Source organism: Brevundimonas albigilva, assembly GCF_023573565.1.
Taxonomy (GTDB): domain Bacteria; phylum Pseudomonadota; class Alphaproteobacteria; order Caulobacterales; family Caulobacteraceae; genus Brevundimonas; species Brevundimonas albigilva.
The window spans coordinates 903808-919489 of sequence record NZ_CP097649.1; the positions used below are offsets into that span (position 1 = coordinate 903808).

At 69.7% G+C, this 15682-nt stretch carries 18 protein-coding genes; 9 read left to right on the forward strand and 9 right to left on the reverse strand.

Features of this window, described 5'->3' with window-relative positions; translation table 11 throughout:
• Positions 1-68: 68 nt before the first annotated feature.
• From M8231_RS04415 to lspA, 4 genes are all read right to left on the reverse strand, one after another.
• Positions 69-1328 carry a cytochrome P450 gene (locus tag M8231_RS04415; RefSeq protein ID WP_201462384.1) on the reverse strand — a complete coding sequence of 420 codons (1260 nt, stop codon included), beginning with the start codon at positions 1326-1328 and terminating at the stop codon, positions 69-71.
• A gap of 163 nt (positions 1329-1491) precedes the next feature.
• Positions 1492-1926, reverse strand: coding sequence for a MerR family transcriptional regulator (locus M8231_RS04420; RefSeq protein ID WP_054765660.1), 435 nt, complete (start codon positions 1924-1926; stop codon positions 1492-1494).
• A gap of 54 nt (positions 1927-1980) precedes the next feature.
• Positions 1981-2523, reverse strand: coding sequence for an MAPEG family protein (locus M8231_RS04425; protein WP_054765661.1), 543 nt, complete (start codon positions 2521-2523; stop codon positions 1981-1983).
• Positions 2520-3044 (reverse strand): signal peptidase II, encoded by a 525-nt coding sequence (lspA, locus tag M8231_RS04430; protein WP_082382684.1) that lies wholly within the window; start codon positions 3042-3044, stop codon positions 2520-2522. Before lspA ends, M8231_RS04425 begins: the two co-directional genes overlap by 4 nt.
• A 157-nt stretch (positions 3045-3201) precedes the next feature.
• Here lspA and M8231_RS04435 point away from each other — a divergent pair, with 157 nt between their 5' ends.
• The 8 genes from M8231_RS04435 to M8231_RS04470 all read left to right on the forward strand — a co-directional run bounded on the left by M8231_RS04435 (position 3202) and on the right by M8231_RS04470 (position 12508).
• On the forward strand, positions 3202-3852 hold the full coding sequence (locus M8231_RS04435; RefSeq protein WP_054765662.1) for a cation efflux transmembrane domain-containing protein: 651 nt from the start codon (positions 3202-3204) through the stop codon (positions 3850-3852).
• Entirely contained in the window at positions 3849-4499 is a 651-nt protein-coding gene (locus tag M8231_RS04440; protein ID WP_054765663.1) for a class I SAM-dependent methyltransferase, read from the forward strand. The genes M8231_RS04435 and M8231_RS04440 overlap by 4 nt, the downstream gene beginning before the upstream one ends.
• 68 nt (positions 4500-4567) lie before the next feature.
• Positions 4568-4897: a hypothetical protein gene (locus M8231_RS04445; protein ID WP_066624846.1), complete on the forward strand. Its 330-nt coding sequence runs from the start codon at positions 4568-4570 to the stop codon at positions 4895-4897.
• A gap of 53 nt (positions 4898-4950) precedes the next feature.
• Complete coding sequence (locus tag M8231_RS04450) at positions 4951-6207, forward strand: TolC family protein (RefSeq protein WP_250202355.1); 1257 nt, start codon at positions 4951-4953, stop codon at positions 6205-6207.
• On the forward strand, positions 6207-7394 hold the full coding sequence (locus M8231_RS04455; RefSeq protein ID WP_066624849.1) for an efflux RND transporter periplasmic adaptor subunit: 1188 nt from the start codon (positions 6207-6209) through the stop codon (positions 7392-7394). Before M8231_RS04450 ends, M8231_RS04455 begins: the two co-directional genes overlap by 1 nt.
• An 8-nt stretch (positions 7395-7402) precedes the next feature.
• Positions 7403-10624, forward strand: coding sequence for an efflux RND transporter permease subunit (locus tag M8231_RS04460; RefSeq protein WP_201462386.1), 3222 nt, complete (start codon positions 7403-7405; stop codon positions 10622-10624).
• Positions 10624-11223: a cation efflux transmembrane domain-containing protein gene (locus M8231_RS04465; RefSeq protein ID WP_250202356.1), complete on the forward strand. Its 600-nt coding sequence runs from the start codon at positions 10624-10626 to the stop codon at positions 11221-11223. The genes M8231_RS04460 and M8231_RS04465 overlap by 1 nt, the downstream gene beginning before the upstream one ends.
• 118 nt (positions 11224-11341) lie before the next feature.
• On the forward strand, positions 11342-12508 hold the full coding sequence (locus tag M8231_RS04470; protein ID WP_250202357.1) for an acyltransferase family protein: 1167 nt from the start codon (positions 11342-11344) through the stop codon (positions 12506-12508).
• On the opposite strand, the gene M8231_RS04475 is transcribed toward M8231_RS04470, so the two are convergent.
• The 5 genes from M8231_RS04475 to M8231_RS04495 form a co-directional block, all read right to left on the reverse strand.
• Entirely contained in the window at positions 12473-12940 is a 468-nt protein-coding gene (locus M8231_RS04475) for a DUF411 domain-containing protein (protein ID WP_201462388.1), read from the reverse strand. The two genes, M8231_RS04470 and M8231_RS04475, sit on opposite strands and share 36 nt — an antisense overlap.
• Before the next feature lie 30 nt (positions 12941-12970).
• Positions 12971-13201 (reverse strand): hypothetical protein, encoded by a 231-nt coding sequence (locus M8231_RS04480; protein ID WP_054765671.1) that lies wholly within the window; start codon positions 13199-13201, stop codon positions 12971-12973.
• A 72-nt stretch (positions 13202-13273) separates the two neighbouring features.
• Positions 13274-13474 (reverse strand): hypothetical protein, encoded by a 201-nt coding sequence (locus M8231_RS04485; protein ID WP_250202358.1) that lies wholly within the window; start codon positions 13472-13474, stop codon positions 13274-13276.
• Between the two features lie 256 nt (positions 13475-13730).
• Positions 13731-14600 carry a CDF family Co(II)/Ni(II) efflux transporter DmeF gene (gene dmeF / locus M8231_RS04490; RefSeq protein WP_248119732.1) on the reverse strand — a complete coding sequence of 290 codons (870 nt, stop codon included), beginning with the start codon at positions 14598-14600 and terminating at the stop codon, positions 13731-13733.
• Positions 14601-14610: 10 nt separating this feature from the next.
• The gene (locus tag M8231_RS04495) at positions 14611-14886 is read right to left on the reverse strand and encodes a metal/formaldehyde-sensitive transcriptional repressor (protein ID WP_054765685.1); all 276 of its coding nucleotides are present in this window, start codon (positions 14884-14886) and stop codon (positions 14611-14613) included.
• Positions 14887-15109: 223 nt separating this feature from the next.
• On the opposite strand from M8231_RS04495, the gene M8231_RS04500 reads away from it, so the two are divergent.
• Positions 15110-15673, forward strand: coding sequence for a manganese efflux pump MntP (locus tag M8231_RS04500; protein ID WP_054766931.1), 564 nt, complete (start codon positions 15110-15112; stop codon positions 15671-15673).
• Positions 15674-15682: the final 9 nt, after the last annotated feature.

Consider the following 15682-nt stretch of genomic DNA (forward strand, 5'->3'; position numbering starts at 1 on the left):
GCCATCGCGTCAGCCTTCGCTGTAAGTGAAAGAGGGACGAAGGCGCCGGCCACCCGCATGAGCAAACATCAGGCGCCGCCCTTACGCGGGGAAGTCCGACGCGTCATCATTCGGAACCCGCTCCTGGGGAGGGCCGGAAGGCGGCGGAAGTCGATCTCCAGATCCTGAGCCGGCAGCCGGTAGTTCAGGCCGGCGAGCATGCCGAGGGCCCGCTCCATCAATTCGACGACGATGCTTTCGCCGGGACAACGGTGACCGGTCAGGGCGTTCCCGCCGCCTTGGGGAATCAGGCCGAACGCGTCCCCGGAGCCGTCGATGAAACGCTCTGGCCGGAATTCGTCGGGATCGGTCCAGACGGCAGGATCGTGATTGGAGCCATAGAGATCGAGGATCACCTGCCGACCCACCGGGAAGTCAAGGTTGCGCCAGCGAAACGGCGCGCGCACACGCCCGATCACCGCCGGGAAAAACGGATAAAGGCGTCGCACCTCCTGAACGAAGGCGCGGCGGCGGCCGGCGTCCGCGGTGGCCAGACGGGCCGCCGCGGGGTGCGCCTGCATCGCGTGCGCCACAAACACGATATAGACCGAGGTCGCCACGGTCGGCCTCAGCACATTGGCCAGTTCGACCGCCGCCGTCCGGGCCGCCAACGGTTCGCCATCATCCGCGCTCGCCCAGGCCCAGGCGTAGGCGGCGGTGTCTGGATCCGGCGCCAGTCGTCCGGCGCGAATGCCCTCGATGATCGAGGCCAGCCAGGCGTCGACGCGTCGCCGCGCGTACCTCGACCACAGGTGGCGAGGCCCCCGCGATCCTGCCGCGTCAAACAGCGCCCTGAGGTGACTGACCCGTTTCGCTTCGTCGTCGGGATTCAGCGGCACCCCCGCCCAGCGGCAGACGGCGCGGGTGAGCACCGGCTGCAGGGCGTCGTACAGCACGATCTCTTCCTGGCCAGCCCATTCAACGGCCGCGCGTCGCCATTCCGCCTCGAACAGGTCGCCCAGCCGCGCGATCCGTTCCGGCGACATAAGAGCGATGAACACGCGTTTGCGGGCGCGGTGCGCTTCGCCATCCAGGCCCTGGACGCCGCCTTCGCCGAGCAGTGTGCGTCGGACAGGCGCCGGCATGGCGCCCGCGCGCGAGATGCGGGTCTCGTCGTAGAAGACCTGGGCCGCTTCACGCCCTCTCAGACAGGCCGTCTCCTTCAGCGCCAGACGGGTCTCGATTGCGTCCGCGCCGGCCTGCTCGAACAGGCGGGAGATGCGCCTGTACGGGTCCGTCAAAAGGGCGAACGTCTGATCGGCGTGTCGCTGTGTCGATCGATGCGCCATCGAAGTCCTCCATGGACGAAGGGAGCGCGACGAGGGCCGCGGGATTACTCAAAACGTCGCGGTGACCCAATGGCTCCTGCATCATCCCGGGCCCGTTCTGACCTTCAGCGCCGACCTGCACGGCGAGGCCGAGGAGCGGTGCAAACCCGGGTCGGGTTCGTCTTCAAACCGGCGCCGAGGGATCGTGCAGGGCTTCGATCACCTTGCAGGCGGACACGCGGCCGCCGGCACATTCCGCCGTCATCCGCGAAAGCTCGCGTTGCAGGGCCCGGAGTCGGGCGATCTTATGCGTCACCTCCGCCAGATGACGTTCGGCGAGGATGCTGGCTTCGGCGCAGGGCCGATCAGGGTGATCGGACAGATCCAGCAGGGAGCGGATCGAGTCCAGATCGAAGCCCAATTGCCGTGCATGCCGAATGAACGACAGGCGGCGTTCCGCCGCGTCGTCATACATCCGCCGGTCGCTGGCGGTGCGCGGGGCGGCGGGAAGCAGGCCGATCTCCTCGTAGAAGCGGATGGTCGGGACCTTGACGCCGGTGGCCGCGGCGAGCTTGCCGATAGGGCGCAGGCCGGACGAGGCCGGGGAGGGCAGGGTCATCGCATCATCTCGCAGCAGCGGGCTGAAGGGCGGCAGGCGCAGGACGGAAAAGGATCATCGGCCCAGCCCCATGAGGACGATGGCGGCGCCGAAGGCGGCGATCGTGGAAGCGCCGGTAAGGGCCATGCCGAAGGCCCTGGCCGCCGCGCCCCGGGCATAACCGTGGGCGAACAACACGCGGCCGATCAGATAGAGGGCGACCAGCACCGGCAGCACGACCATCTCCTCGCCGCGCAGCACGGTGGCGAGCACCAGGTGGGCGCCCACCGCCAGGACCGTCTGCTCCAGGGTGTTCTGAAGCACGGCGGCAGGCACGGCGAGCCTCGAGCTGGGCGCCGCATAGGCGGAACCCGGCCGGTCGGCGTCGGACCGGAACCGGATGCTCGCCACGGCCCTCAAACAACCGGCGAGCCACAGGAAAACGAGGAGGTCCGCCTTCAGGGCGTAGGCCAGCCGATCAGCTGTCGCCATGTCCGGCGCGGCGCCCAGGAGACGTGGCGAAAGCCATAGCCAAGCTGACGCCACCGCCGCAGCGGTGATGAGAATCGCCAACCCCGAACGGACGGCGATCGCCTTCTGTTCGGCGGAAAAGGTCATCGCGCCGCCCGTCCCAGGGTCGACGTCGCCGGGCGGCCGTCCGAGCCCCGGACGGTCAGGAGGAGCAGCGCCACGCCGCAAACAATGGCCGCATCGGCGAGGTTGAAGGTCGGCCAGTGCGCGTCGCCCCAATGAAGATCGATGAAATCCGTCACCGCGCCGGAGCGCAGACGATCGAGCAGGTTCCCGAGCGCTCCACCGGCGATGAGGCTCGCCGCGACCGCCGTGACGGCGCTTCGCGTACGCCAGATCCAGGTCAGCAGGACGCCGATGATCAGGAATGCCACGGCGCTCAGGGCCCATCGTCCCACCGCGCCCGAGTCTGCGAACAGGCCAAAGGTGACGCCGGGATTGAATCCCAAACGCAGCGCGAGGAACGGCGTGAGGTCCACCGGGCTCTCGAGTCGGGCGCGAGCCGCGGCCTTGGCGGCCTGATCCAGAGCGGCGATCAGCATGAAGAACGAGAAGGCGATCGCCCGCATGCGGCTGGGACCGCGTCGCGACGGGTGCATCGTGATCATGAGGCCTCCTGTGGATTTCGTCCGATTGTGCGTCCTCTAGCTACTAGAGGATCAAGTCGGTTCCGCCAAACCGCGTCTTTTTGGGCGAGGCATCCATTTTTGTTCTTGATCCTCGAGCGACTGGAGGATGCATTCTCGTGGTGAAAGGCGGACTTCGATGACTGACTCCCTCTCGTCCCCCGAACCGGCGGCCGCCGGCTGCGGCTGCGGCGCGGCCGTCAAGTTCGACGGCGCCACGCCGGCCTATCGCCGCATCCTGATGGCGGTGATCGCTATCAACGGCGCCGCCTTCCTGGCCATCGCCGGCGGCGCGGCCCTGCAGGGCTCGGCCTCGCTGGGTGCCAACGCCCTCGACTTCCTGGCCGACGCCGCCACCTACGGCATCAGCCTGGCCGTGATCGGGCGCTCGGTCGCCGTGAGATCCGGGGCCGCCATCATCAAGGGCGCCAGCCTCGCGGCGCTGGCGCTGTTCATCCTTGGCTACGCGATCTGGCGGGCGACCTCGGGGGCGCCCCCGGAAGGCGTCGTCATCACCGGCCTGGGCGCCCTGGGCTTTTTCGCCAACGCCCTGGCCGCGCTGCTGCTGGTCCGCCATCGCGAAGGCGACGCCAATGTCCGTTCGGTCTGGCTGTGCACGCGCAACGACCTGATCCAGAGCCTGGTGGTCGCGGCCACGGGCGTGGCCGTCTGGTTGACCGCCTCTCGCTGGCCCGACCTGATCGCCGGCGCGATCCTGGCGGTGGTCTTCCTGCAATCCGGCTGGTCGATCATTCGTCAGTCCCGCGAAGAACTGAAGGCCGCCGCGTGACCGCGAACTTCACCCCCGCGCTCGGCCATACAGCCCTGAGCGGGCTGTATGATCCGGCCATCGCGCTTTTGACCCGGGAACCGCTGTGGCGGAGCCGCCTTCTCGAACAGGTGGCTCCGTCCCCTGGCGAGACGATCATCGATCTTGGATGTGGAACCGGCTCATTCGCGATCGCCATGGCGAACCGGGCGCCGGACGCGCGCATCTTCGGCCTCGATCCCGACGGCGACATCCTCAGGCGGGCCGAGACGAAGACGGCCGCTGCAGGTCAGGCCGTCCGTTTCATCCAGGGGTTTTCGCGCGATGTGGCGGCGCTCCTGGGCGAGGACGCCGCCGACAAGGTGGTCTCCAGCTTGGTCTTCCATCAGCTGCCCATGGCCGAGAAGCGAGCGGGCCTCGCCGCGAGCCTGCGGGCGCTCAAGCCGGGCGGAACGCTGCATGTCGCGGACTACGGCCGCCAGTCGGGTGCGATGCGCGTGCTCTTCCGCCTGGTGCAGTCTCTGGACGGCTACGAAAACACCCAACCGAACGCCGACGGCGTTCTGCCTACGCTGATGGCCGAGGCCGGCTTCACACAGGTTCAAGTGCTCGATGTCATCCCGACCGCCACCGGATCCATCTCTCTGTATCGGGCGGTGCGACGATGAGGCGATTGATGTCGCGGCGCACCGTGTTATGGGACGGCATGGGGTTTCCCTCGACTAGGCATGGGTGGATGGCGGCGCTGCTCGCGTCGTTCCTGGCCCTGTTCGTCCTGGTTTCCGCAGCCGACGCCTTCGCCTGCGCACCCGAGACCGGAAGCTTGCAAGGCCTGGCCGCGTCGGACGTCGTCGCTGTGTCCGATACAGGTCACGGCGAACGCAAGGACGCAGCAGGTCAGGTCGCCTGCGCCCACGGCCATTGCCACCATTGCGGCATTACCGCGCCGCCGGCGATTGACGACATGAGGTCGATGGCCCTCGATCGCGCGCCCTTGGCGCCATCGCTCGATCAGGCGCCGGCCTCCCGGATGCCCGCCGGTCCCATGCGCCCGCCCAGAACCTGACGTGACCTCGCGTTCGCGCGCGCCCTTCACGTCAACCTTCCGGGACATGAGACATGCCATCCCCTATTCGCCGCTTGCCGCCTTTCGCGGTCGGCTGCGCTGTGGTCGCCCTGACGACCGCCTTGACCGGCCCGGCCTGGGCCGATCCCGCGCCATCCTTCCGGACCCTGCTTGAGCGCATAGGGGCCAGCCCCTCCGCGGCCGAGGCCGACGCCTTGCTCGAAGCGGCCGAGGCCCGGGTGCGCCAGGCGCGCGTGCGGCCCAACTCGACCGCCGCCCTCGAGGCGGAGAACGCCTTCGGCAGCGGTCCCTTTTCCGGCTACGACAACGCCGAGACCACGCTCTCGCTCACCCAGGACCTCGAACTGTGGGGCCGGCGCGGCGCCCGGGTCGAGGTGGCGCGGGCGGAGGCCGGAACGGCTTCGCTGCGTCGCGATCAGGCGGTCGTCGACGCCGCCGGACGGCTCGCACTCGCCTACGCCGAAGCGGAAGCCGCCGAGCGGCGCTTCGCCCTGGCCGAGGAGGCGCTCAGCCTGACCATCGCGGACGCCCGCGCCGCCCTGGTGCTCGTGGAGGAGGGACGCGAGCCCATGCTGCGCGGCATCCAGGCCGAGAGCGAGGCGGCGGCGGCCCGCGCGACCCGTGACGAGGCGCAGGCCGAGCGGGACGCGGCGTTCGCCCGCCTGACGGCTGTCGCGATGCTGCCCGCGCCGGTCACCTCGATCGTCGACAGCCTGCTGGACGACGCGCCGACCCGGACGGCCATCGAAGCCGCTCCCGGGGCGCCGGCCGTTCGCGTCGCCGAGGCCGAACGCGAAGCGGCCGAACGGCGGATCGCCGTCGAGCGAGTGCGCGCGCGGCCCGACGTCAGCGCCAGCGTCGGCGTTCGGCGTTACGAAGCCGAGGATGCGACAGCGCTGACCTTCGGCATCAGCATGCCGCTGCCCCTGTTCGACCGGAACCGCGGCAATATCGACGCGGCCCAGGCCGAGTTCCGCGCCGCGGACGCCCGCCTGGCCGGCGCGCGCCAGGAGGCCGAGGCCGACGGTCAGGCCGCGGTCGCCCGGCTGAACGCCTCGGTGAGCCGCGTCGCGGCCGCCGACGCCGGCGTGACCTCATCCGAGGAAGCCTATCGCCTGTCCCGGATCGGCTTCGAGGCCGGCCGCATCTCGCAACTGGAGCTGCGCGGAACCCGCGCCGCCCTCATCACCGCCCGCAACGCCGCCGTCGACGCCCGCCTGGCGCGCGTCCGCGCCGAAATCGATCTCGCGCGCCTGCAAGCGCGCGCACCCTTCGGAGGGGGCCAATAATGCGCAAGCCGCAATCCAACAGAACGCTGCTCATTGGCGGCGTCGCCGCCGTCGTCCTGCTCGGAGGCGGCGGGCTGTTCCTGGCTCTCAATCGCGACGCGCGGCCGGCCGCCGAGGGCGAGGCCGGTCACGCGGAAGAGGAGGGGCACGCGGAAGGCGAGGGCGCCGAGGCCCCCGAAGGCGTCGTGGCGCTCACGGCCGAACAGATCCGCGCCGCCGGCATCGCCGTGGTCGCCGTCGGCGCCGGCGGCGGGTCAGAGACCCGGCTGGCGGGACGCGTCGAGCCCATGGTCGATGCGCGCGCCGCCGTGGCCGCCTCGGTCGGCGGCCGGGTCGAGCGCGTGCTCGTCGCGCCGGGGCAGTCCGTGCGCGCCGGTCAGGCCCTCGCCACATTGGTCAGCGGCGACGCCGCGACCTTCCGCGCCGACGCCGACGCGGCGGTGGCGCAGGCCGAAGCCGCGCGCCAGGCCTATCACCGCGATCGCAACCTGGCCGACCAGGGCGTGGTGGCCCGGCAGGAGGTGGAGACCTCCCGAGCCCAGTCGCTCAGCGCCGAGGCGTCGGCGCGCGCCGCCCGCGCCAGGGCTTCGGCGGCCGGATCGCCAAACGCTTCGGGACGGCTGAGCGTGACCAGCCCGATTTCGGGCGTCGTCACCTCGGTGCAGGTCGGCCCCGGAGGCTTTGTCCCCCAGGGCGGCGTCGTCGCCGAGGTCACCAACCCCGCGCGGATTGAACTGGTCTTCAACGCGCCGCCGGCTCTGGCCGCCCAGGTCCGCGCCGGATCGCGCCTGAGGGCGACCGGGCCCAACGGGGAATTCGAAGCCGTCGTCACCGGCGTGGCGCCCGGCGCCGGCGCCGAGAGCGGCGCGACGATCATTCGCGCCCGGCCGTCGGGCGTGTCGCTGCCGCCGACGGGATCCGCCGTCACCGGCGCCATCGTTACGGGCGATGCCGTCCCCGGCGGCCTGACGGTCCCCAGCGAAGCCGTGCAGACCATCGAAGGCGCGACGGTCGTGTTCGTTCAGGTCCAGGGCGGCTTCCGGGCCGTCCCGGTGCTGGCCGGTCGTCAGGCGGGAGGGCGCACGGAGATCCTGCGCGGCCTCGACGAGGGTGAACGCATCGCCGCCGCCAACGCCTTTCTCTTGAAAGCCGAACTCGCCAAGGGCGAGGCCGGCGATGACGACTGAGGCGCGGCATGTTCAAATCCATCATTGAAGCCTCGGTGCGCTTCCGCTGGTTCGTTGTGTTGGCGACCGCGCTGGTCGCCGCGCTCGGTCTGTTCGAACTGACCAAGCTGCCGATCGACGCCGTTCCGGACATCACCAACCGGCAGGTCCAGATCACCACCGTCGCCCCGGCGCTCGCGCCGGAACAGATCGAGCGGCAGGTCACCTATCCGCTCGAGACGGCCATGGCCGGCATTCCCGGACTGACCAGCACTCGCTCGTTGAGCCGCAACGGCTTCAGCCAGATCACGGTCATCTTCACCGACCAGACGGACATCTATTTCGCGCGCCAGCAGGTGGCCGAACGCCTCGCCCAGGCGCGCGAAAGCATGCCCGAGGGCGTGGAGCCGGCATTGGCGCCGATCACCACCGGCCTCGGCGAGGTCCTGATGTGGACCGTGGACTATCTGCCGTTCAACAGCCGCAACCTCGCCCGGCCGGGACAACCCGGCTGGCAGCCAGGCGGTGTCTACCTGACCCCCGAGGGGGAGCGGTTGACCACGCCCGAGGCGCGCGCCACCTACCTGCGCACTGTTCAGGACTGGATCGTCGCGCCGCAGATGCGGACGACGCCCGGGCTCGCCGGCGTCGACACCATCGGCGGCTATGTGAAGGAATACGCCGTCCGCCCCGACGCCGCCCGCCTGTCAGCGTATGGGCTGGGGCTGGGCGACCTCGTCACGGCCCTGGAGCGGGCCAACACCCAGGCCGGAGCCGGCTACGTCCAGCGCGGCGGCGAGGCGCTGACCGTCCGGACCGACGCCCTGGCCTCCACCGTCGAGGATCTTGCCCAGGCCCCGGTCGTCAACCGGGGCGGCCTGGTGGTGCGCGTCGCCGATGTGGCGTCGGTCGAGGTCGGGCAAGCTCCGCGGCTGGGCGGCGCGAGCCGCGATGGCCACGAGTCGGTGCTCGGCACGGCCTTGATGATCGCCGGCGGCAACAGCCGCACCGTGGCCCAGGCCGCCGGAGAGCGCCTCGAGGAGGTGCGCGAGACCCTGCCCCCCGGGATCGAGGCGGTGACCGTGCTCGACCGAAGCGCCCTGGTGAACTCCACCATCGGCACGGTGGCGCGCAATCTGACCGAAGGCGCCCTGCTCGTCATCGTCGTGCTGTTCCTGCTGCTGGGGAACCTGCGGGCGGCGAGCATCACCGCCCTGATGATCCCGATCAGCTTCCTGTTCGCCGTCATCGGCATGAACCGCTTCGGCATCAGCGGAAACCTGATGAGCCTCGGCGCCCTCGACTTCGGCCTGATGGTCGACGGGGCGGTGGTGGTGGTGGAGAATACCCTGCTGATGATGACCCGGCGGCGCGCGGAATTGGGCCGCATGCTCAGCCGTCACGAACGACTGGACGTCGCCATGGCCGCGGCCCGGCAGATGGTGAAGCCGGCCGCCTTCGGCCAGCTGATCATTCTGCTGGTCTTCACCCCCCTGCTGATGCTCGAGGGCGTGGAGGGTAAGACCTTCATTCCCATGGGGGCGACCGTCATGCTCGCCCTGGTCGGCGCCTTCATCTTCTCCTTCACCTTCGTCCCGGCCATGACTGCGCTGCTGGTACGCGACCCGAAAAGCGCCCACCTCGACGCCAACGACCGCGTGCAGGAGCACGAAACCCGCGTCCTGCGCTTCGCCCGCCGCTGGATCCAACCCGCGATCAGCGCCGCCGTAGACAAGCCCCGTGTCGTGCTCGCCTCGGCCCTGGGCGCCTTGGTCGTCGGCAGTCTGGCCTTCGCCACCCTCGGCCGGGAGTTCATTCCCACCCTCGATGAGGGCGATATCGCCATGCAGGCCCTGCGGGTGCCGTCCGCTTCGCTGGACCAGTCCTTGGCTATGCAGATGGCCCTCGAGCGGGTCGTCAAGGCCCAGCCCGAGGTGGAGACGGTGTTCTCGCGCACCGGCACGGCGGAGGCCGCCGTCGATCCCATGCCGCGTAACATCTCCGACAGCGTGATCATCCTCAAGGACCGAGGCGACTGGCCAGACCCGGGCCTCGAAAAGGAGGCGCTCATCGAGCGCATTGAGGAGGCGGTTAGTCAGCAGATCGGCAATAATTTCGAGTTCAGCCAGCCGATCGAACTGCGCTTCAACGAACTGATCTCCGGCGTCCGGACCGATTTGGCGGTGCTGGTCTACGGCGACGACTTCGACACCCTGCAGAGGGTCGGCGAGCAGGTGGCTCGCGCATTGGAGGAAACACCGGGTTCCGCCGACGTTCGAGTGGAACAGGCGTCGGGGTTGCCGACGCTGACGGTCAGCGTCGACCGCTTCGCGGCGGCCAACTACGGCCTGTCGGCGGCGGACGTCTCGGAGGCGGTCTCCACCGCCATCGGCGGAACAGAGGCTGGACGCATCTTCGAAGGGGATCGGCGCTTCGACGTTGTCGTCCGTCTGCCCGAGGCGACCCGCAACGATCCAACCAGCCTGGCCGCCCTGCCGATCGTCTCCTCGACCGGCGTGGTGGTGCCCCTGTCCTCGGTGGCGCGCATCCAGACCGCCGAGGGGCCCAACCAGATCAGCCGCGACAACGGCAGTCGGCGCATGGTGGTGCAGGCCAACGTCCGCGGCCGGGATCTCGGCGGTTTCGTCACGGATGCGCAGACGCGGGTGGAGCGGATCGATCTTCCGCCGGGCGTCCGGCTCGATTGGGGCGGTCAGTTCGAGAATCTCAAGCGCGCCGAACAGCGTCTGGGCCTCGTGGTTCCGATCGTATTCATCCTCATCGGGGTCCTGCTTTTCATGGCCCTCGGCTCATTCGCTGAAGCCGGTCTGGTGTTCGCCTGCGTCCCGCTCGCCTTGGTCGGCGGGGCCCTGGCGCTGCTCTTGCGCGGCATGCCCTTCTCCGTCTCGGCGGCGGTCGGCTTCATCGCCGTCTCGGGGGTGGCGACCCTGAATGGCCTGGTGCTGATGCAGGCCATCCGCGAGCGGCTGACGGCGGGCCTGGCGCCGCGTGAGGCCGCGATCGAAGGGGCGTCCAGCCGCCTGCGGGCGGTTCTGACCACCGCCCTGGTGGCCATCGTGGGCTTTATTCCCATGGCCATCGCCCACGGGGCCGGGGCCGAGGTCCAGAAACCATTGGCCACAGTGGTCATCGGGGGCCTTTTGACGGCGACTGCGTTGACACTGCTGGTGTTGCCCACCTTCGCCGCCAAGGCGGTGAAGCATCGCAAGGCGGAAGGGATCGAGGATTGATGAGCGAACGAGACGAGACGGAAGGCGTCCAGCGCCGCACCCTGCTGGTGGTGTTGATCCTCAACGCCGCCCTGTTTGTAGGGCTCGGGATCGGCGGCTTGCTCGCCGATTCCAGCGCTCTGCTGGCCAATGCCCTGGACAATGCGTCTGACTCCGCCGTCTACCTCATCAGCTTTCTGGCGGTGGGCCGCGCCCTGATCTGGAAGACCCGCGCCGCCCGGGCCTCCGGAATCCTGCTGCTGATCTTCGCTGCGGGCGTCCTGCTGGACGTGCTGAGACGAACGCTGATGGGGACGGAGCCCATAGGCTGGACGATGATGGGCATGGCGGTGGTCGCCGCCATCGTGAACCTGGTGTGCCTGGAACTGATCCGGCGCCAACGCAGCGAGGATGTGAACATGAAGGCCGCCGAGACCTTCAGCTTCAACGATTTCGCCTCCAACGGCGGCATCCTGATCGCGGGTGGCCTGGTCCTGTGGCTGGATCAGCCCTGGCCGGATCTGGTCGTGGGCCTAATCGTGGCCGGCATCGCGGTGAAGGGCGGCGTCGACATCCTCCGCGACTCCCGGGCCGAAACGAGAGCGGGGGAAGAAGCCTGAGTGACGACGGCGGCTACGCCCATGATCACACGGCCGGGGCCAAAGCCCGGGTCGGTGGCGAAGTGAGCGGCCCGCGCTGATAACCATTCCTTGCCCCGTTGCGGACTAGGCTGCGCCCATGGTCCGCAGCGACGCCGCGCCGATGAAGTCCCGCCCACCGCGCATCGCCCGCGGCGGCTGGCTCGACGCGCTCCGCTTCATCGTCGGGGCGCTGATCATCCTCTACCATTTCCGCGAGGCCTCGCCGGTCCCGCTGCCCCAGCTGCATCCGGTGATCGACCGCGGCTATCTGCTCACCGACTTCTTCATCATCGACTCCGGTTACGTCCTGGCGCGCATCTACGGCGACCGGCTCGCCGCCGGTCAGGCGTCGCTGCGCGCCTATGCGCGCCAGCGGCTGCTGCGGGTCATTCCGGCCCACCTCGTCGTCAGCCTTATCCTCGTCGTCCTCGTCGGCGGCGCGGCTCTGGCGGGGATCGCGCCCAGCAACCCGCGCTGGTTCGACTGGTCGCAGCTGCCGGCCCAGGTGCTGCTGCTCCAGGCCTTGGGCGTGCCGGGCGGGCAGGGGTGGAACGCCCCGACCTGGACGCTCTCGGCCCTGATTGCCTGCTACCTCCTGCTGCCCTGGATCTGCCGGGCCCTGTGGCGCTGGCCGCCGATCGCCGTGGTGATCGGCGCGACGCTGCTGGTCGTCGGCGCCGACCTCGCGGCCTCGCTGTGGCTCGGCGATCCGATCTACCGCCTGCCGATGCGCTACGGCGTCCTGCGCGCCTTGCCGCTGTTCCTGCTCGGGGTCGCGGCGGCCTTCTACGGTTCACGCGTCTATGTCGCATCCCGTCTGGCCGGCGCGATCGGGGTCGGCGCCGCCATCGCGCTTGTCATCCTTCAGGCCTTCGGCGCCTTCAGCCTGTTGTCGCTGGGCCTGATGACCGTGATCATCTGGGCCGCCGGGGCCGTATCGGTGCGCAGGCCGTCACGCCTGATCGAACATCTGGCCCTGATGTCGTTCTCGATGTTCCTGACCAATGAGGTCACCCGTATCGTTTGGTTCGGCCTGCTCGACGCCCTGGGCCAGGACGCCCTGTCGTCGGGGGTTCGCTGGGCGCTGTGGTCGATCGGTTTCATCGGCGCCTTCGCGGCCGCGGCGGTGTTCCGCTATGGCTTCGACCGGCCGGTGCAGAGCTGGCTCAACCCGTCGCGCGTCAGGCTGGCGGCTGCGGACAGGAACGCACCCGCGACGCCTCGGGCGTCAGGCGCCGTTGTGGCGGCCGAACACGCGGGTTGAACCATCGTTGAGGATCAGGACGGTCGTATAGGGTTCGCGCCCGGCGGCTTCCATGCCCGGCGAGCCAGCCGGCATGCCGGGGGCGCTCAGCGCCCGGGCGGCGGGGCGTTCGCTGAGCAGCCGGTCGACGTCGCCGGCCGGAACATGGCCCTCGATCGCATAGGGGCCGACGACCGCCGTGTGGCAGGAGGCCAGCCGGTCCGGAACGCCATGTTGCGCCCGGGTCGGCGCGAGATCTTCGCGCTCGACGACCTCGACGGTCCAGCCGGCCTGGCGCATGTGGGCGATCCAGCCGCCGCAGCAGCCGCACCAGGGCGTCTTGTAGGCGGTCATCCGCTTCGGCGGCGCGGCGAGGGCCGGGGCGGCTAAGGCGGCGAGGGACAGGCCGCTCAGGATGGACCGGCGGTCAAGGATGGTCGGAGAACGGTTCATGGCGGTCCTGGGTGACGATGACGCCGCGGCTTAGCCGGGCGTGTGACCTGCGTGCCCGCCGCTCTGCGGCGTTTCGGGAGCGGGCGCCGGAGCCGGGGCGGGTGCGTCCGGAGCCGGGGCCGGAGCGTTCATCTCGTCGCAGCACTCCATGGCGGCGCCGGGGGCCATGTCCTTGCAGCAGGCGCAGGCCTCCGCCGCGAGCACCGCGCCGGCGCTGAGGGCGAGGAAGGCGGCCGCCGCGGCGGCGATCTTGAGGGTCATCGCGGGTCTCCTTGAAATCGAGCCGCCTTGATCGGCCCGCGGGCGTCCGCCGTCAATGGGCGACCCCTGCGGTCAGGTGTCCACCCGTTCGACCGCGACCCAGCGTCCGCCGCGCTTCTCGACCACGAAGCGGGCGGACGTTTCCTCCAAGGCCGGCACGTCGCCGTCCCGGAACCAGATCCACGCGCGCGACCGGCTGCCCGGGCGCACGAAATAGGCGCGGCTGGAGCCGGCGTCCTGCCATTCGATGGTGACGGTCTTGCGGAGGGGCATGGCAAGAACAAAAGCAGAACACGAAGCGGGGTCAAGCCGGCTTCGCGCGCCCGCCGTCGTCATCCACAGGCGCACGCCGGGACGCCGCCCAGAAGGCTAAGGGCTCCGCCCTCGCGCGGGTCAGGGTGAAGCGGCTGCGCCGCCGGACCGGCCGGTCTCCCCGACCTTCCGCGCGGTCATGCTGTTCATTTTCATCATCGTCGTCGGCTTGTGCAGGCCGGGCGATCCCCCTCCGGCCGGTCCGCCCTGGCCCTTGCTACCCCGGTCTCGCCGACGGGCAGGGTTTCAGGCGCGCAGTTCGCGTGCCTGCAACCCTTGCCCGTCGCCCGGCCCCTCGACGAATTCGCGGACCTCGGCCTCGATGGCGGTGTCCGTTGTGTCGAGCAGCACCGCGGCGGTGTCGCGCATCAGGGACCACGACCACCGGGCGATGACGATCGCGCCGACGATGCCCATCAGCGGGTCTAGCCAGACCCATCCCATAGCGGCCCGCAAGCAGGGCGATGATCGCCAGCACCGAGGTCAGGGCGTCGGCCAGCACATGGATGTAGGCGGCGCGCAGGTTGTTGTCGCGATGGCCGCCATGACCGTGCTGGTGATCATGGTCGTCGTGATGATCGTGGTCGTGGTGATGGCCATGCCCGTGGCCATGACGACCGTGGTGGTGCCCCCCGCCGGACAGAAGGACGGCGCTGACCAGATTGACCACGAGACCCAGGATGGCGACCAGCGTCGCCTGGCCGAAGGCGACCGAGCGCGGATCGATCAGGCGGCCGATGGACTCTCCCGCGATCCCGAGCGCCACGATGCCCAGAACCAGCGCCGAGGCGAACCCCGCCAGGTCCCCGACCTTGCCGGTCCCGAAGCTGAAGCGCCGGTTGGCGGCATGCCGCTTGGCGTAGGCGTAGGCGCCGGCCGCAACGGCCAGGGCGCCGGCGTGGGTCGCCATGTGAAAGCCGTCGGCCAGCAGGGCCATCGAGCCGTAGACCAGGCCGGCGATGATCTCCCCGACCATCATGACGGCCGTCAGGCCGACCACCCACAGCGTTCGCCGTGCGCTGTCGTCGTGCGAACGGCTGAGGAAATAGTGGTCGTGGGTCAGATAGTCGGTCTCGGACGCGGACATGGCGCGGGCCTTACTTTGAATAGCGGCGAATGATGGCGATCAACTCGTCGGCGCCGCCCTGCCGGGCGTCCTCGCTCAGATCGGGATGAGCGACGTGGTGGCGCAGATGGTCTTCAATCAACTCTTCCAGAAGCCCGCCCATGGCGCCCCGCGCGGCCGCGACCTGCTGCAGGATTTGCGAACACCCGGCTTCAGACTCGATGGCGCGCTCTATTGCGCTGAGCTGACCCGAGATCCTCCGGACCCGCGCGACGAGCTTCTTCTTGTTCGTGGAGGTATGCGCCATGGATACTCCCCTATAGTATCTTGCACCGGCGCGCGACACCTCCTATGAGGCCGCTTCCTGTTGGGGAGTAGCTTCCGGCGTCTGATCGCCGGGGTCGGATCAACACACTCGCGTTTCGGCGCGCGGTCCGACCAGCGGAACCGCCGCCTAGCGAGACCAGCGCGTCCCACCGCCGCACCGGCCGGGGAGGGAAGCGCTGTTCGTTGCCGGGTGGATGCTCGTCATGACTCCTGTCGCCATCGCCGTTCTGTCTCTCAGCATGTCTACCGACGCCTTCGCCGCCGCCGTTGGGCGTGGTGCTTTGCATCGACCGAACCTGGCCGGCGCCGTGAAGGCAGGCCTGGTATTCGGGTGTATCGAGGCCATCACCCCGGTGATTGGCTGGGGGCTCGGCATGGTCGCTGCAGGCCTCGTCGAACGCGTGGATCATTGGATCGCCTTCGGCCTCCTCGCCGCTGTTGGCGGCAAGATGATCTGGGAAGCGACCCGTCCCCTGGCTGAGGATGCCCCACGCCGGTCCGGACCTTGGGCGCTGATCGCCATGGCGGTCGGGACCAGCATCGACGCGGCGGCTGTTGGCGTCGGCCTGGCCTTCATCGGAGCCAATATCTGGGTTATCGCGGCCTCAATCGGCGTCACGACCTTCCTGCTGACCACGATCGGCATGCTGATTGGCCGGGCCGTCGGCCAGCGTTTTGGCAAGATCGCCGAGCTTCTGGGAGGGCTCGCGCTTGTCGCGCTCGGTCTGATGATCCTGCTTGAGCACCTCGGCGTCATCGGCGCGTGATTGCCAGGA

Coding starts and splice junctions, on each gene's coding strand:
- M8231_RS04415 (WP_201462384.1), bottom strand. CDS start 1,328: ATGGCGCATCGATCGACACAGCGACACGCCGATCAGACGTTCGCCCTT.
- M8231_RS04420 (WP_054765660.1), bottom strand. CDS start 1,926: ATGACCCTGCCCTCCCCGGCCTCGTCCGGCCTGCGCCCTATCGGCAAG.
- M8231_RS04425 (WP_054765661.1), bottom strand. CDS start 2,523: ATGACCTTTTCCGCCGAACAGAAGGCGATCGCCGTCCGTTCGGGGTTG.
- lspA (WP_082382684.1), bottom strand. CDS start 3,044: ATGATCACGATGCACCCGTCGCGACGCGGTCCCAGCCGCATGCGGGCG.
- M8231_RS04435 (WP_054765662.1), top strand. CDS start 3,202: ATGACTGACTCCCTCTCGTCCCCCGAACCGGCGGCCGCCGGCTGCGGC.
- M8231_RS04445 (WP_066624846.1), top strand. CDS start 4,568: ATGGCGGCGCTGCTCGCGTCGTTCCTGGCCCTGTTCGTCCTGGTTTCC.
- M8231_RS04450 (WP_250202355.1), top strand. CDS start 4,951: ATGCCATCCCCTATTCGCCGCTTGCCGCCTTTCGCGGTCGGCTGCGCT.
- M8231_RS04455 (WP_066624849.1), top strand. CDS start 6,207: ATGCGCAAGCCGCAATCCAACAGAACGCTGCTCATTGGCGGCGTCGCC.
- M8231_RS04460 (WP_201462386.1), top strand. CDS start 7,403: ATGTTCAAATCCATCATTGAAGCCTCGGTGCGCTTCCGCTGGTTCGTT.
- M8231_RS04465 (WP_250202356.1), top strand. CDS start 10,624: ATGAGCGAACGAGACGAGACGGAAGGCGTCCAGCGCCGCACCCTGCTG.
- M8231_RS04470 (WP_250202357.1), top strand. CDS start 11,342: ATGGTCCGCAGCGACGCCGCGCCGATGAAGTCCCGCCCACCGCGCATC.
- M8231_RS04475 (WP_201462388.1), bottom strand. CDS start 12,940: ATGAACCGTTCTCCGACCATCCTTGACCGCCGGTCCATCCTGAGCGGC.
- M8231_RS04480 (WP_054765671.1), bottom strand. CDS start 13,201: ATGACCCTCAAGATCGCCGCCGCGGCGGCCGCCTTCCTCGCCCTCAGC.
- M8231_RS04485 (WP_250202358.1), bottom strand. CDS start 13,474: ATGCCCCTCCGCAAGACCGTCACCATCGAATGGCAGGACGCCGGCTCC.
- dmeF (WP_248119732.1), bottom strand. CDS start 14,600: ATGTCCGCGTCCGAGACCGACTATCTGACCCACGACCACTATTTCCTC.
- M8231_RS04495 (WP_054765685.1), bottom strand. CDS start 14,886: ATGGCGCATACCTCCACGAACAAGAAGAAGCTCGTCGCGCGGGTCCGG.
- M8231_RS04500 (WP_054766931.1), top strand. CDS start 15,110: ATGACTCCTGTCGCCATCGCCGTTCTGTCTCTCAGCATGTCTACCGAC.